The following is a 14880-nucleotide window of genomic DNA, read 5'->3' on the forward strand; positions in this document are numbered from 1 at the left end:
TTGCGCGGTTTGCGCCCTTGCTGATCGCTCAATGTTTGTTATATTGGTGATTGCGCATAAAAAAGACATCAGCCTTCTGAAGGTTTTCAATATACGGGAGACGAAAGGAACGAGAATGAAGATTGCAGTCAGTGGAAAAGGCGGCGTGGGCAAAACCACGTTCTCAGCCTTGTTGATCCGGATGCTCAGCGACGCGGGTAAAAAAGTTCTGGCCATCGATGCCGACCCGGATGCCAATCTGGCGGCCGCCATCGGCATCGAAAATTCCGATCGCATCACGCCCATCGCGGAAATGAAAGATATGATTTTCGAACGCACGGGCGCCAAGGCAGGCACCATCGGCGGTTTTTTCAAGCTGAATCCCAAGGTGGACGACCTGCCCGACACCCTCTCGGTGAAAAAAGACAATATCAAACTGATGCGCCTGGGCAGCGTCAAAAAGGGCGGCGGTGGCTGCCTCTGCCCGGAAAGCACCCTGCTCAAAAGCCTGGTCATGCATATCGTGCTGCTTCGGGACGAGGTGGTGGTCATGGATATGGAAGCGGGCATCGAACATCTGGGCCGGGCCACGGCCAGTGCAGTGGACAAACTGATCGTGGTGGTCGAGCCGGGCCGCCGCAGCATCGACACGGCCGCCCACATCAGGCGCCTGGCCGAGGAGATTCATCTGACCCGCATCGCCGTGGTGGGCAACAAAATCCGTTCTCCCCAGGACGAGGCCTTTATCCGCGAACACCTGGCCGATTTCGACATCCTGGGATTCCTGCCCTACGGCAACGAATTGATCGAAGCCGACCTGAAAGGCCAATCCCCCTATGACGTGGCCTCAGAGGCCAAACGGCGTATCCAGGAGATGGTGGAAAAATTATAGACCAAAAATCGCCGCACAACCCTCTGCTGCACCGGAATCGAAGGCTTCGTCGATTATCACCGCCGGAATGCTATAGCGTCGAGCGCTCCGGCCGACATGCAGGACATCCCTTCCGGTGCGTCGCTTCTTGAGGAGCCATTGATGGGCAGCAGCCATCGCCGGATCCCGGCCCATGCGCAAAGACATCCCCACCGAACCCCACGCCATAGAAAGGAGGCGGTGCCCCTGCGTCCGGGGATCGACCCCCGGCTGAAAAAAATCTTCGGACGTATCGGCATTCCCGAGCCCACACCCTTTGTCCCCGACCCGTTTCAGCTCGAGTCGCTGGACGCCGTCCGAGAGGCCGACTGCCTGGTGACCGCCCCCACCGGCGCCGGCAAGACCTGGATTGCCGAGCAAGCCATCGAACGAATCTTCAAGAAGAGCGGTCGTGCCTGGTACGCATCGCCTCTCAAGGCGTTGACCAACTCCAAGATGATCGAGTTTGGCGCCCGTTTCGGGGTGACCAACGTTGGTATCCTCACCGGCGACCGCAAGGAAAATCCGGATGCACCGATCATCGTGGGCACAACCGAAATTCTGCGTAATCAACTCTACGATGCCATGCACCGCGGCCAGACGCTGGACACCGATTTCGTGGTGCTGGACGAAGCCCACTATCTTGGCGACGAGGATCGGGGCGTGGTCTGGGAAGAGACCATCATCTATCTGCCTCAGCGCATCCCGCTGTTGCTGCTCTCGGCAACGGTTGGCAATGCCGACCAGATCGCCCGGTGGATGACGGCCATCCGCCGGCGCCCTTGCCGGGTGGTGGAGGAGACCCATCGGCCCGTGCCTCTCTACCCCATCATGCAGCACCCCAGCGGCATGCTGATGCCCCTTTTCGTCTCCAGCGGAACCAGTAAAAAGCCCCACCTTTATAAAAAAGTGGTCGACCTGCTCAACGACCGCCGAGCCCCCTCCCTGGCGCCTCCCGGTCAACTGCCGCCCTTCGGCGCCATGCTGGCCATCCTGCGCAAGTATCACCTGCTGCCGGCGATCTTTTTTCTCAAATCGCGCGCCGATTGCGACCGCGCCCTGCAGCTCTGCCTGGAGAACCGGGTCCGAAACCCGGAGCAGGCCGCGCTGCTCAGCGAGCGCCTGACCCAACTGAGCGAAAGGTTCCCGCACATTCGCGAGCATCGCCAGCGCTGGATGGTCGAACACCTCGCCGTGGGCTCCCACCACAGCGGCCAGTTGCCGGCCTGGAAGCAAACGCTGGAAATGTTAATGAGCGAAGGGCTGCTCGATGCCATCTTCGCCACCTCCACCGTGGCCGCCGGTGTGGATTTCCCGGCCCGCACCGTGGCGTTTTTAAACTCCGACCGCTTCAACGGCCGAGAATTCGTACCCCTGGATGCCACCGAACTGCAACAGATGACCGGCCGTGCCGGTCGCCGTGGCAAGGATCACATCGGCTTCGTCATGGTGGTGCCCGGCAAGTTCATGGACATCCGACAGGTGGCCCGGCTGCTCCGGGCACCGGCGGCGGACGTGCACAGCCAGATCCGCATCAATTTCTCCATGGCCCTCAATCTGCTCCTCTCCCACACACCTGAAGAGGTCGAGGCCCTGCTCCACCACTCCCTGGCCGCCTTTCAACACCATGGCGCGGCCATGGGCGGCGAACAGGCGGCGCATACCCATTTGTGGAACGATTTTCAGCGCCACTTGCGCTTTTTACAGGTCACTGGATTCGTCGACGATCAGGACCGTCTGACCGAGGACGGACTGTGGGCCGCCCAGCTGCGCATCGACCAGCCGCTGCTCGTGGCCGAAGGGTTGCGGCAGGACCTGTTTCCCCGGGAGGACCCGGCCATGCTGGCCGCCATCATGGCCGGTATGGTCAACGACAAGGAGACCGACGAACATCTCGATCGCAAGAGCGTCCCCAACCCGCTGATCAAGACCGTCAAGCGGGTGGTGCGCGGGCTGCAGGGTTTTGCCAAACACATGCTGGCCAACGATTTCGATGTCCGTCCCATTTTTTATCGTCCGACCGCCGCCATCTGGCGCTGGGCCTCGGGCCTGCCGTGGGAGCAGACCGTGCAGGCCGCCCAGATGGCCGAAGGCGACCTGGCCATGCTGGCCCTGCGCACCGCCGACAACCTGCGCCATATCGTGGGCCTGCGCCATGTCTTTCCCCAGATGGCCGAAACCGCCCAGGACGCCATCGAACGCATCTTGCGAGATCCGGTGATGCCCGAATACACCACAGAACCGCCTGTGCCGGTTCCCGAAATCGAATCGACCGGCGCATGACGATGCATCTCACGAGGCCCACGAGGAAATCATGGAAAAACGCAGCGCAACCGGAATGACCCGCCTGATCCATGCCACCCGCTATTCTTTGCAGGGGTTGGCTCAGGCATGGCGCAGTGAAACAGCCTTCCGACAAGAAGCGATCGTGGTCGCCCTGTCCATTCCAGCGGCCTTCTGGCTGGGCCATACGGCCAGCCAGCGAGCCCTGCTGATCTTTTCGGCCCTGCTGATCCTGATCGTGGAGCTGCTCAACTCGGCCGTCGAAGCCACGGTGGATCGCATCGGTGCCGAACGCCACCCGCTTTCCGGCCAGGCGAAGAATATGGGCTCCGCGTCGGTGCTGATTGCGTTGATTGCGGCGGTGGCCGTCTGGGGGCTGGCGGCCTGGGAGAGATGGACCCAGTTTTGACGCCACCGTAAAAAGCCCAATATCTGCGTTGTGCTCATCCCGTCGTCCTTGCGGCGTACGACAAGTACGCCTCAGGACACGGAATTTCGTACGCCTTGATCTTGAGCTTTTTACGGCGCCGTCCGACAGCGACTTTTTACATAACTATCAATTTTAGCGCCTCTCCAGAAAAATGATGGACCCAATTCCAACATGACCCATTGAAGCGTAAGGAGTGTCCCATGCTCAAATTCAAAACCACTGCCCTGGATCGATTCAAAAGCGACAACATGGCCATTGCGGTCTGCGAAGACGGTGAGATTCACGCCGAGCCGGCGGTCCGTGAGCTGATCGCCAATGCCACTGCCCTGCAGGAGTTCACTCCGGAACGGGACCGCCAGGTCGTATTGCACAACGCGATGCAAGGCCGGGTGGCCCGTTGCCTTTTGATCGGCCTGGGGCCCAAGGCCAAGCTGACGGTCGAGACGTTTCGCAACTTTGCCGGCCGGGCCGTCAAAGAGGCCATTTCCGCCAGGCAGAACGGCATCGACCTGGTCGTTCCCCTGGACCCGTCGCTGGGCCTGGAAACGGCCGCGGTGGTCTCCGCATTGATGGAAGGGGCCTTGCTGGCCAACCACAAAGACACGCGGTATAAGGAAAAACCCAAGAACAACCTGCTCAAGCAGGTCGGCCTGTGTCTTCCGGCCGGGACCGCCAAACGCTGCCGCCCCCTGATCGCCCGCACCGAAGCCATCTGCGATGGGGTGCGCCAGGCCCGCGAATGGGTCAACACCCCGCCCAACGAAAAGGTTCCCGAACAGCTGGCCCAGGCCTATGCCCAAATGGCCGCGGCGGCCGGCCTGAAGGTCAACCTGCTGCACGAACCCCAGCTCAAACGCCAGAAATTCAACGCTCTGCTGGCCGTTGGGGCCGGCAGCAGCCATCCGCCCTGCCTGGTGGAGATGATCCATGCGCCCGCCAAACCCAAAAAGAGCATCGTCCTGGTGGGCAAGGGGGTCACTTTCGATACCGGCGGCCTCAACCTCAAGCCCTCCACCGGGCTGGACACCATGAAGGCCGACATGGCCGGCTCGGCTGCCGTGGCCGGTGCCATGGCCGCCGTGGCCCGACTCAAACCCGATCTGCGCATCATCGGCATCACCCCCATTGTGGAGAACATGCCCTCGGGCAGCGCCACCCGGCCAGGCGACATCGTCACCAGCTACGCCGGCAAGACCGTCGAAATCGGCAACACCGACGCCGAAGGCCGCCTGATCCTCATCGACGCCATGGCCTATGCCGTCAAGAAATACAAGCCCGACGTGCTCATCGACCTGGCCACCCTCACCGGCGCCTGCGTGGTGGCCTTGGGTGACAAGATCGCCGGGGTCTTTTCCCGGGACGACGCCCTGGCCCATGCCATCGTGGCCGCCGGCGAGCGCACCGCCGAACGCTGCTGGCGCATGCCCATGCCGGAAGATTACCGCGAACTGCTCAAGAGCGAGTTGGCCGACATCAACAACAACGCCAGCTCCCGCTACGGCGGCGCCATCGCGGCCGCCATCTTCCTCTCCGAATTCATCGGCGACCAGCGCTGGGCCCACATCGACATCGCCGGCCCGGCGTTCCTGAAAAAAGGACCGGATTACGGTGCGCCCGGCGCCACGGGATTCGGCGTGCGCCTGCTCTGCGATCTCATCGACCACCTGTAGCCGATGCCCATGCCCCCTAAAAACAAACACCCCGGTCAACCGACCGGGGTGTCTGTCTTTCAAATCGACCCCATTCCTTTACTTTAAACTTAAAACTTTCCACTTTAAACGTCCGGCGTAGCCGGACTAAGAACATATCCGGCAGCTCGACAGGCACTGCTCGTAGGCATCGGCCCGGCGCTCCGGCGGGGTCTGGCTGTTTTCACTCCAATGCTTGAAAATACATTCGCTGATACAGCGTTGGTCACGGCTGGATATGGGTTGTTGAGACATGGCGTCCTCCTTGCGTTGATATATCAAAACCATCAATGTGTCATGGCGTTGTTGAAATATACTGTAATCACGGATCGACCGGTCACAAGAGGAGCGGTTCCCATGTGGCGCACCCCCCGGGGTTTCGTCCATAACTAGTGTCAGTCCACAAATAGGCAAATTGGGTCGAGATCAAGGCGCGCGAAAAATTTAACCGCAGGCATATGGTCGATATTCCGAGTTTTAAATTTTTCGCGCAACGCCGATATCGGGACAATTGGTCATTTGTGGATGGGCACTAACGAATCTCTCAGGCGCCTGGTGTTTTCCAGCCGTTCGTTTCCCCGATTGCCTTGAGGAGGCGCCCACGGTATAAAGAGCCAGATGGGTTGGACACAATCATATACAGCCAATTTTTTTAAAAAAATGAGGGACAACATGAGCAAAACCAAGGACAACCTGAAAGCCGCATTCCTCGGTGAATGCGAAGCCCGCAGCAAGTATGCCTTTTTTGCAGAGGTGGCACGCAAGGAGGGTTTTCTGTACATTGCCAGAATTTTCGAAGAGACTGCCGAAAATGAGCGCCAGCATGCCAAGGATCATCTGCTGCTGCTCGACGGCCTGGGCGATACGGCCGCCAATCTCAAATCGGCCATCGGCGGCGAAGATTACGAGGTCCACAGCATGTATCCGCGCTTTGCCCAGGAGGCCGAGGCGGAGGGTGAAACCAAGGCCGCCAATGCCTTCCGTCAGGTTGCCAAGATCGAAGCCCACCACCGGGAGCGTTACAAGAAGCTGCTGGCCATGGTCGAAGCGGGCACTGTATACAAGCGCGAAACGCCTATCAAATGGAAATGCACGATGTGCGGGTATATCGTCGAAGGCAAGGAACCCCCGCGCAAGTGCCCATCGTGTGAACATCCGCAAAAATTCTACGAGCCGGCCAATATGGATTTTTAGAAAGAGGGTCCCTTCGAAGTCAAGGTTCAAGCGTTGCCGCCAATAATATAAAAATAGGCGTTCGGATCAATCCGGCGCAACAGGGCATCAGGTTGTCCGGACGATGCGTCAACATTATGAACACAGGCGATGGTTATGAAATTTTCCCAATCTATTCTTCTGACCCTGGCCTTACTGATATGGATCGTGCCCCCTGGTCATGCCGAGCTGTACAAATACCAGAAGGACGGGGTCTGGTATTTTACCGACGCGCCTCCCAGGGAAATGGTCGACCAGAGTGAAAAGATAGCCGGCACCGCGCCCGATGCGCCGCCGCCGTCGCCCGAGGGCACCCCCCTGCTCACCGAATATCCGGCCCGCAACGAGATCGAAAGGGCGGTGGCCGCTACGGTGGCGGTGCGGGGCAGCCTCGGCTATGGGAGCGGTTTTTTTATTTCCAACGACGGCTATATCCTCACCAACAAGCATGTCATTCGAACGACCGAGTCCCAGGCGGAAAAGGAAAAGGCCTTTTTCGGCGAGGTGGACGGCAATATCGAAGAGATCGAGCGAAGGTTCGCCGAACAAAAGAGGCGCCTGGACAATTACGCCGGCCGTCTGGAGAACCTGAAACGCCTGGCCGGCGATGAAGCGGACCCCGCGCGCAAGCGCTCCTTTGAAAACGAATACCGCCACCGCCAGCGGGAATACCAGGCGGCCAGGGACGATTACGAAACGCGCCGCCGCCGGTACGAGGGGCAAAAGAAAGCCTACGAATCCCAGCGCACGGCCCATGCCTACGGCCGGGCGGTGGGCAATCTCTCCCAGAGTTTCGAAATCATCCTGGCCGACAACACCCCCCTCAATGTGCGCCTGGTGGCCACCAGCACCGATCATGACCTGGCCCTGTTGAAGCTCGACGGGTACAGGACGCCGGCTCTGGCGGTGGCGGCCACCGGCCGGCTCACCCCGGGACGGCCGCTGTATGCGGTCGGCAATCCGGCCAAGCTGAAAAATTCGGTCACTTCGGGCGTGTTCTCCGGATTTGAAAACGGCTTTCTCAAGACCAATGCCCAGATCTATCCGGGCAACAGCGGCGGCCCCCTGATCACCGAGGAGGGCCGGGTGGCGGGCATCAACACCTTCAAGCTGTTGACACGCAAATTCGAAGGCCTGGGGTTTGCCATTCCCATCGACCAGGCCATCAACGAGTTCGGCCGTTTCCTGCGCTGACCGTCAGAAGGTGTATCCGATGGAGAGATGGAACCGGCCGCTGCTTTCGCCGGGGCGGGCGTCGATTTTCCGGCCGTAGAAAATCCCCACCGGGCCGATGGGGGTGATGTACTGCAAGCCCAGGCCGTAGGACCATCGGAACTGGTCGCTGCCCGCCGACACCAGCGTCTGCTGGATGCTGCCCGTGTCCAGGAAGGGGATCAATTCGAAATTGCGGCCGATATCGATGCGCGCTTCCAGACCGGCGGTCAGGGCCAGTTGTCCGCCCACCGGATTGCCGTCCGCATCGTAACGCAGCATGTTCTCCTTGTAGCCCCGTACCGTGGCGGCGCCGCCCAAAAAGAAGAGCTGGTCTTCCGGGGGCTGGTCGCCGCCATAAGGTTCCAGATAGCCGGCATAGACCCGGCCGGCCAGGGTCACCCTGGCAAGCAAGGGGTAAAAGCCGCGGGCATCCAGGCGATACTTGACGAAATCGTCGAGGGAATCGTCGATGCCCACCGAAAAATCCACGGCCAGGCTGGCCAGCAGGCCATGCCGGGGACGGATGAACGAGTCCCGGCTGTCCCACTGCACCGTGGGTGTGGTGACGAAGATCCGCCGCGGATCATAGTCTCGCGGATCCTCGGTTTCGTCCGGCGCCACATCATCGCGGCGGTACTGCTCCCGCCGCTCGAACTGATTGGCCAACACGGTTTTTAGATGGGGACCCCAGTCCCGGGACAGGTTCAAAGTGGCGCCGGTGGTATCGACCCCGAAAGATTGGTTGAACGGTTCGCTGCGCTCGACATAGACCCCTGCCCCGGCGCTGATCCGGGTACCCAAGAGGCGGGGCTCGGTGAGACTCGCCTCGTAGCGGCTGCCCACCTCGCTGGCCTCGGCGCTCAGTGCCAGGTCCTTGCCGCTCCCCAGAAAGTTGTGATCCCCCACCTTGGCACGCCCGAAAATCCCCTTGTCGGTTTGAAAACCGCCGCCCATTTCAAAGTAGTAGGGCCTTCGCTCGGAAGTGGTGACCAGCAGATGGACGGTCTCGTCCTTCTCTTTGAGCCCCACGGGCTGCACCTGGACCGAATCGAAGATGTTCAAGTCGCGCAGGCGGCGCTGGGCTTCCAGGACCTGCCGAAGATCGAACGGGTTTCCCGTCGCAAGGCCCGATTCCCGGGCGAGGAAGGCGACCCGGGTGCGGAAGTTGCCGAAGAAGAAAAGGCGTCCCAAACGCACGAACGGCCCTGCTTCGACCCTGTAACGAATGTCCACGCGGGTGCGATCCTCGGACAGGCGCGGGATGCCCGTGACCTTCACGTGGGGATAGCCGGCCTCGGATATCCGGGCCGCCAGTTCGTTTTCATCGTTGTTGACCTGCTCGGGCACATACACATCGCCGCTCTTCAAACCGGCGGCCCCTCGAAGCGTTTCACTGGAGAGCGGGGCATCACCGTCGATGGACACATTGGCCACCCGCGTTTGGGGGCCTTCGTCGATATGGACGATCACCCGCACCGCAGCCGTCGTCTCCTCACCCGTTGTTTCCTTGCCCGTCGTTTCCCCAACCCTCGTTTTATCGATCTGCACCTCCTCGGTGACCTGCGCTTCAAGAAACCCCCTGTTCCGGTAAAGCGCCCGGATGGCCACGAGGTCCTCGCTGAGGACCTGGGCGATATAGGGGCCTGCGCTCAATGTCCCCGGCGGACGGGTCAAGATGTGCTCGTAGAGAAGATCGCTGCTCAAGCGACGATTCCCCCGGAGGATCACCTGGTCGACGATGTGACGGCGGCCCTCGTCGACCTGGATCACCACCTCGCGCACCGCGAGGCCCGCCTCCGACCGATCATCCGTCTCCCAGCTCAACCGGGCATCCGCGAATCCGGCCGCCAGATAGCGCCTGCGGATGTTCTGGATACTGCGCCGGATGCCCATGTTCCCCAGGTTGCCCTTTTCGGTCAACACCAGGTCGCGGCGCAGCCTGAAATCGCTGTAGAAGCGATTTCCTTCGAAACGGACCCGGTACCGGGGTCCTTCGACGATGGTCAGGTCGCAATCCACCCGTTGATCCCGGGGCTTGTAAGTCAGTTTGGGTGAGATGGCCGCGTCGGCATATCCCTGCCTCCGGTAGAAGGCGATGAGGCTGTCGATGTCCGCTTCGAGATCACGTGCCACGAAACGGCCGAAGCCCAGCCCGAATGTGCCGATGCGCCAGGTTTTCAGACGGCTGATGATGTCGGTGTCCTCGAACACCCGATTGCCGTGGGGCCGGACATCGCCGAGCACGTAGTGCGGGCCCTTTTCGATGGCCACGTCAAGACGATAGTGGCCTTCATCCCCGGCCTGTTCCCACCGGATGCACACCCGCGGGTCGATATAGCCTTCGTTGGTGTAACGCTGGACCACCAATGCCTCCTGGGACGGCATCTCTTCCGGTTGGAAAACATCTCCGGACGCCAAGGTCATGGCCGTGCGCACGTCTTTTTCGAACAGGGGATAGGCACCGCTAATGGAAATGGATTCGATCCGCGGATAGGGTTGAAGCGTGACCGTGACAACCGCCCCGCCCGGTCCTGGATCGACATGGGCCGAGACCCGTGCGAGGGGGGCCAGGGCCTCGCAGGACTGCTGCAACTGCTCCGGCGTGAGAAGATCCCCGGGCGTCAAGCGCATCAGGGCAATGGCCCATCCGCGCCAATCGAAGTCGTCGGACAGAGGCGCATCCACCCGGATCAGGACATCGGCGATGGTCACCGGCGGACCGCCCCACTCCGCGACGGCTGCACCGTCCGCCTGGGTCCCGACGGCCAGCAGGCTCCATGATAGGATGAAAATGGCGGCCCCCACCAGGGAAAGACGGCGGCTTCTGCGTCGGCGGCGATCACGCATGGATGTTGACCGCGGCATGTTCGATGAGCGTATGTCCCATCATCTGAATTCGATCCGGAATAGGAGTTCGCCGCCGTAGTTTCCGGCGGTGTCCTGAAAGCCGCTGGCCGACATGTGCTCCAGGAGACGATATTCGGAGATGGCCCGCTGAACCAGCTGGTTGTTCTTGGACTCCAAGGCATACTTCAGGGTCAGGCGCGACGTCAATTTCTTTCCGACGGTCAGCTCGATGCGATCTTCGCCCTGGGTATCACCGCCGGTCTCCACCTCGAGGATATCGAGGCCGGTCTCCTTCTGGATATCTTCCCCCCAGGTCGATGCCACCAGGGCGGCCAGCATCTGACCGGTGGTGGTTCCGCCGCCACCGTTGCTGGAAAATTCACTGCTCGTCTGACCGAACACGATCAGCGAAAGGATATTGGCATCCGATTCGGGCGGATCGGAACTCAATCGGACCTTCAATTGCTGCGGCGTTCCCTGGGCCGACAAGCCGATCAGCCACTCTCGGATCCGGGCTTCGGCCTGTATGTCCAGGATCGGCTCGATGCGGTAGGGATTGACGAAATCGACGACACCGCGTTTGACCGTGAAGGATTTCTTCCGGAAAATGATCTCGCCTTCGGCGACCTGGGCGCGGCCGTCGAGCAGGGGCCGGGCGACGCTGCCGGTCAATTTCAAATCCGGTACGATCTCGAGCCGGGCCACGTTATTGTCCACGAGCAAGGGATAGCGATGGGTGATGATGACATCGAGCCGGATCTTCTCCATCCATTCGGGCGCCTGCCATTGCGCCGGCAACGGCTCCGGGCGCTGGGTTTCGGTGAGCGCGGAGAGCAGGTTCAGCTTGAAATCTTTATAGTAGATCCCTTCCAGCAGCACCACTTGACCTTGCAGCACAAGCTGCCGGGCATCGCCCTTGAGGGTCAGATCGGCGCCGATCTTCGCCTCCATGGTATCGGGCCAAACCAGCGGCAGGGCATGGGCCGCTATGCGCAGGTCGGCCCCGGCCGGCTGCATGCCGGCGATTGGAACGGTGCCGTCCATCGAAAAGTCCCCCTCACCGATCCGGCCGGAAACCGTTTCGATGGACACCTGACCGGGCGACACGCGCAACCGGCCGCTCAGGCCATGCAGGGTCTGGCCCAGCTCGACCAGCCGGCAGCCCACCTCTTCGAGCGCCACCTCGCCCTGCCACGTCATCCGGGTCAGGGCGCCTCGACCCTGAATTTGAAATCGCGCGTTTCCCGATGCATCGGCAACGGCATCGCTGAAAGGGGCAACGGCGGCCAGGGGAAGCACCCCGTCGATTCGTACCGCCAGATCGCGATCCACAGGGCCGACGGCACTGACCTTCAGGTCACCGTCCTGCATCAGGCGCACCCGGGCTTCGGGCACGGCCACGACCCCGTCGTGCAGATCAGCGGCCAGGGTCGCGAAGCTGATCAAGCGCGCTTTCCTGAAACGCAATTCGCCGTCCGAAAGTTCTACCACAGCGTCCGCCGTTTCCAGTCGATTGACGTTGCCGTTGGCATGCAGCCGGCCCGAGAGGCGTCCCTGCCACCGATTGTCGGCCAACAGCGCCAGGTAGGGCGCCAGGTCGGTGCGATCCAGCACGGCGGTCAGGCCGAAATCGCCGCTTTGCAGATGATAATCGGCCTTGAGCGCGAAGGTGAGATCCGCATCGATGGCCAGGCGTTCTTCCCGCAGGTCCAGATCGAAACGAAAATCGTCCCAGGCCTGGCCGTGAATCCGGGGCTGTCGAAGCCAGAGACGGCCGGACATCTGCGGCTGATCCAGGGTGCCGTCGGCACTGAGCATGCCTACCAACCGGCCGTGCACCGGACCACCGGTCTGCAGTCGGTGGATGTTGCGCACATCGAAACCTTCTGTGGCCGCCTCTGCCGCGAACCGCCGGTCAAAGGCATACCAGCCCTTGCCGATGATCTCCTCGCCTGCCACCGGGCTGACGGTCATGCGATCCACGATCACGGTATCTTCGGCCAGGCGGCCTTCGAGGTCTACAGCGGCGAGCTTCTGGTCGCGCAGGTCGAGATCGCGGCCGGTCAGGCGGTAGGCGCCGCGCAACCGGGATAGGGTGCCGGCCACCTCGGCGTCCAACGTGGCCGTACCCTCCAGCCCTCGGCCGAAATCGGCCAGGTGCAGGGCAGTGCTGTTGACCTCGGCTTGCACGATGGGATCGGCACGCCAGGGGCCGCCACGCCCGTTGCGAAACGCCAAGTTGCCTTGCAGGCGGATATCGGAGCGGCCGCTGGCGAGCCGGAGCGCAGAGACCGTCAGGTCGCCATCGTCATAAAGGAGGCGGCCGTCGATAACGCCCTTGATATCCTGCCATGCGACCGGACTGCTTTCCAGGGTGAGATCAGCCCGGGGATGCGTTGCACTGCCCTGAATCCGAAGGCGGCCATTGAGCGATGCATCGACAGCCACCGGCCCGAAAAAGTCGGAGAGCTGCACGTTGGCCAAGTCCAGATCGCCCTCGATCCCCGGGTCGGACGACCAACGGCCGTCACCATCCTTCAGGGTCAAGCGACCCTTGCCTTCTACATGGCTGCCCCGGTTTTCCAGTGCCAGACGGTGGATGTGGAGCACGCCCTCGGGGTTCAACGCCCCTTCGGCCAGCAACCGGCCCAAGTGCCGGCTGTCCAGAGCCAGATTCTCGGCCAGGAGCGCGCCGCGGGCCAGCGGCCGATCCCAGGTGCCCTCGACTTCCAGCCTCAACAGCGCGCCGCCGTCCGGCAGGGGCATGTCCAACAGTGCACCCAACGATGCGATGCGATCCGAACGCAAGGTGGCCCGCGCGTCGATGCGGTGTTGTTCCCAATCCAGGGTGCCGCCGGCCTCCAGGGTCGTGTCATCCAGGTTCGCCTGGCATGAATCCAGATTGAGCCGGCCGCCGGCCCAGCGCAGGTAGGCGACCAGCCTGCCGTCGCCGGACTGGAGCATGCCCGGCCCTTTCAGATCGGCCGCGCTCAGGTCGATTTCGGCTTGACCCTTGCCGCGCCATGCGTCCCCGACATCACCTTGCATCCGCAATTGGGCTTGCCACACCCCGTCCCACGGGATTTCCAGTGCGGTGATGCGTTCGGGTCGGATGTCTTGTCCCTTCAGGTCGATCTGTAAGAGCGCGGCCGACCATCCGGCAGCAGCCTGGCCGAAGGAGCTGGGGAAAACAGGGCGCAGGTCCACACGACCGGCGAGTCCGATTCGCCCCCATTCGTCCTCTGCGGTCAAACCCTCGATTTCCACCACCCGGTTTTCCAAAAGCGCGTCGAGCTTCAGGGCGCGCACCGGGGTTTCCCATGCCATGGCGTCGGAGAGGGTCAGGGTCAGGGCCGCACCAAAGTCATCCAGCGGGCCGTCGAGGGTCATTCTGGCTTTGGCCCGGCCCTGCGAGACGCCGTCGGCAGGCAGCCACGGTTGAATTTCCGCCAGGTCCAGATCGATCTCGACCACCGCTGTGGCCTCGGGTCGGTCCGCGTCCAGGTTCAGGCGGCCCTCGGCACTTGCATTCGATCGTGCGGTCTCGAGCGTCAGCCGGATGGGACGGCCTCGGTCCGGCGCATACCGGGCCGACACCACGATATCGCTCACCGATCCCTGGGTCTCTTCGAATCGCCCCTCCGCCCGGCCGACGGAAACCCGAAGTTGGGCGGTACGCCGCTTCAGGTCGCCTCCGGCCGATACGTGGATGTCATGGGCGTTGCCGCTCCATTTCGTGGCCGGACGGTCGAAAATGACCTGCCCGTTCTTCACCCGCAGGTCATCCAGACGAACCTGCCAGTCCGATGCACCATCGGACGCATCGCCGGATGGCGCATTCGAACCGGGCACGATGTCGAGCAGCTCGAGTCGATCCCGGGCATCCCAGGCCAGGGATAGGAGGGGATCCTCTATGGTCACGCGGGAGATATGAATGGCCCGGACGAGCAGGGGGAGCCAGCGGATTTGAGCCTGCAACCGCCTCGCCTCGGCAACAGGCTCGCCCCGGCGGTCGTCCAGACGGACATCGGACAAAACGAGGCGGCCGGCGATGAGATCCACCCGATGGTCGCCGATCCTCAGCCGGCCCTGGATGACCGAATGGAGGTGGTCCAACGCCAGGTCCCGGCTTCTGTCACTGTTGAGAAAAATGGAGATCGCCGCCAGGGCCGTGATCAGGACGAGACAGCACACGGCACCGGCAACGAGGGCAATTTTGTGGAGTTTCGGTCGCATCGGCAATGATCTTATGGCAAGGCGGGCGTTGGCTGCAAGTCCTCATTGCGAGCGGATCGGCCGGACAAAAAAACCGGCAA

Annotated in this window: 9 protein-coding genes; 6 read left to right on the forward strand and 3 right to left on the reverse strand. The window is 61.9% G+C overall.

Features of this window, described 5'->3' with window-relative positions; all coding sequences use genetic code 11:
• Positions 1-31 precede the first annotated feature (31 nt).
• The 4 genes from DFT_RS17730 (at position 32) to DFT_RS17745 (ending at position 5272) form a co-directional block, all read left to right on the forward strand.
• Positions 32-871 (forward strand): ATP-binding protein, encoded by an 840-nt coding sequence (locus DFT_RS17730; protein ID WP_076750769.1) that lies wholly within the window; start codon positions 32-34, stop codon positions 869-871.
• A 141-nt stretch (positions 872-1012) separates the two neighbouring features.
• Positions 1013-3172, forward strand: coding sequence for a DEAD/DEAH box helicase (locus tag DFT_RS17735; protein WP_054032605.1), 2160 nt, complete (start codon positions 1013-1015; stop codon positions 3170-3172).
• Between the two features lie 31 nt (positions 3173-3203).
• Entirely contained in the window at positions 3204-3581 is a 378-nt protein-coding gene (locus tag DFT_RS17740) for a diacylglycerol kinase (protein WP_054032606.1), read from the forward strand.
• Between the two features lie 221 nt (positions 3582-3802).
• Complete coding sequence (locus tag DFT_RS17745; protein WP_054032607.1) at positions 3803-5272, forward strand: leucyl aminopeptidase; 1470 nt, start codon at positions 3803-3805, stop codon at positions 5270-5272.
• 126 nt (positions 5273-5398) lie between these two features.
• Here the strand turns inward: DFT_RS17745 and DFT_RS26315 are convergent, their stop codons facing one another.
• Positions 5399-5545: a hypothetical protein gene (locus DFT_RS26315; RefSeq protein ID WP_161807198.1), complete on the reverse strand. Its 147-nt coding sequence runs from the start codon at positions 5543-5545 to the stop codon at positions 5399-5401.
• Positions 5546-5962: 417 nt separating this feature from the next.
• On the opposite strand from DFT_RS26315, the gene DFT_RS17750 reads away from it, so the two are divergent.
• Together DFT_RS17750 and DFT_RS17755 are read left to right on the forward strand one after the other, a co-directional pair.
• Positions 5963-6484 (forward strand): rubrerythrin family protein, encoded by a 522-nt coding sequence (locus DFT_RS17750; RefSeq protein ID WP_200907088.1) that lies wholly within the window; start codon positions 5963-5965, stop codon positions 6482-6484.
• A gap of 135 nt (positions 6485-6619) precedes the next feature.
• Positions 6620-7696, forward strand: coding sequence for a trypsin-like peptidase domain-containing protein (locus DFT_RS17755; RefSeq protein WP_054032608.1), 1077 nt, complete (start codon positions 6620-6622; stop codon positions 7694-7696).
• A 3-nt stretch (positions 7697-7699) separates the two neighbouring features.
• Here the strand turns inward: DFT_RS17755 and bamA are convergent, their stop codons facing one another.
• A complete protein-coding gene (bamA, locus tag DFT_RS17760; RefSeq protein ID WP_054032609.1) occupies positions 7700-10564 on the reverse strand; it encodes an outer membrane protein assembly factor BamA in 2865 nt (954 codons plus the stop codon).
• A gap of 39 nt (positions 10565-10603) precedes the next feature.
• Entirely contained in the window at positions 10604-14800 is a 4197-nt protein-coding gene (locus DFT_RS17765) for a translocation/assembly module TamB domain-containing protein (RefSeq protein ID WP_054032610.1), read from the reverse strand.
• Between the last annotated feature and the right edge of the window lie 80 nt (positions 14801-14880).

It is taken from the genome of Desulfatitalea tepidiphila (assembly GCF_001293685.1).
GTDB classification, from domain to species: Bacteria; Desulfobacterota; Desulfobacteria; order Desulfobacterales; family Desulfosarcinaceae; genus Desulfatitalea; species Desulfatitalea tepidiphila.

Bases quoted from the DNA above. Each gene is read 5' to 3' on its own strand.
- DFT_RS17730 (WP_076750769.1), top strand. From the start codon at position 32: ATGTTTGTTATATTGGTGATTGCGCATAAAAAAGACATCAGCCTTCTG.
- DFT_RS17735 (WP_054032605.1), top strand. From the start codon at position 1,013: ATGGGCAGCAGCCATCGCCGGATCCCGGCCCATGCGCAAAGACATCCC.
- DFT_RS17740 (WP_054032606.1), top strand. From the start codon at position 3,204: ATGGAAAAACGCAGCGCAACCGGAATGACCCGCCTGATCCATGCCACC.
- DFT_RS17745 (WP_054032607.1), top strand. From the start codon at position 3,803: ATGCTCAAATTCAAAACCACTGCCCTGGATCGATTCAAAAGCGACAAC.
- DFT_RS26315 (WP_161807198.1), bottom strand. From the start codon at position 5,545: ATGTCTCAACAACCCATATCCAGCCGTGACCAACGCTGTATCAGCGAA.
- DFT_RS17750 (WP_200907088.1), top strand. From the start codon at position 5,963: ATGAGCAAAACCAAGGACAACCTGAAAGCCGCATTCCTCGGTGAATGC.
- DFT_RS17755 (WP_054032608.1), top strand. From the start codon at position 6,620: ATGAAATTTTCCCAATCTATTCTTCTGACCCTGGCCTTACTGATATGG.
- bamA (WP_054032609.1), bottom strand. From the start codon at position 10,564: ATGCGTGATCGCCGCCGACGCAGAAGCCGCCGTCTTTCCCTGGTGGGG.
- DFT_RS17765 (WP_054032610.1), bottom strand. From the start codon at position 14,800: ATGCGACCGAAACTCCACAAAATTGCCCTCGTTGCCGGTGCCGTGTGC.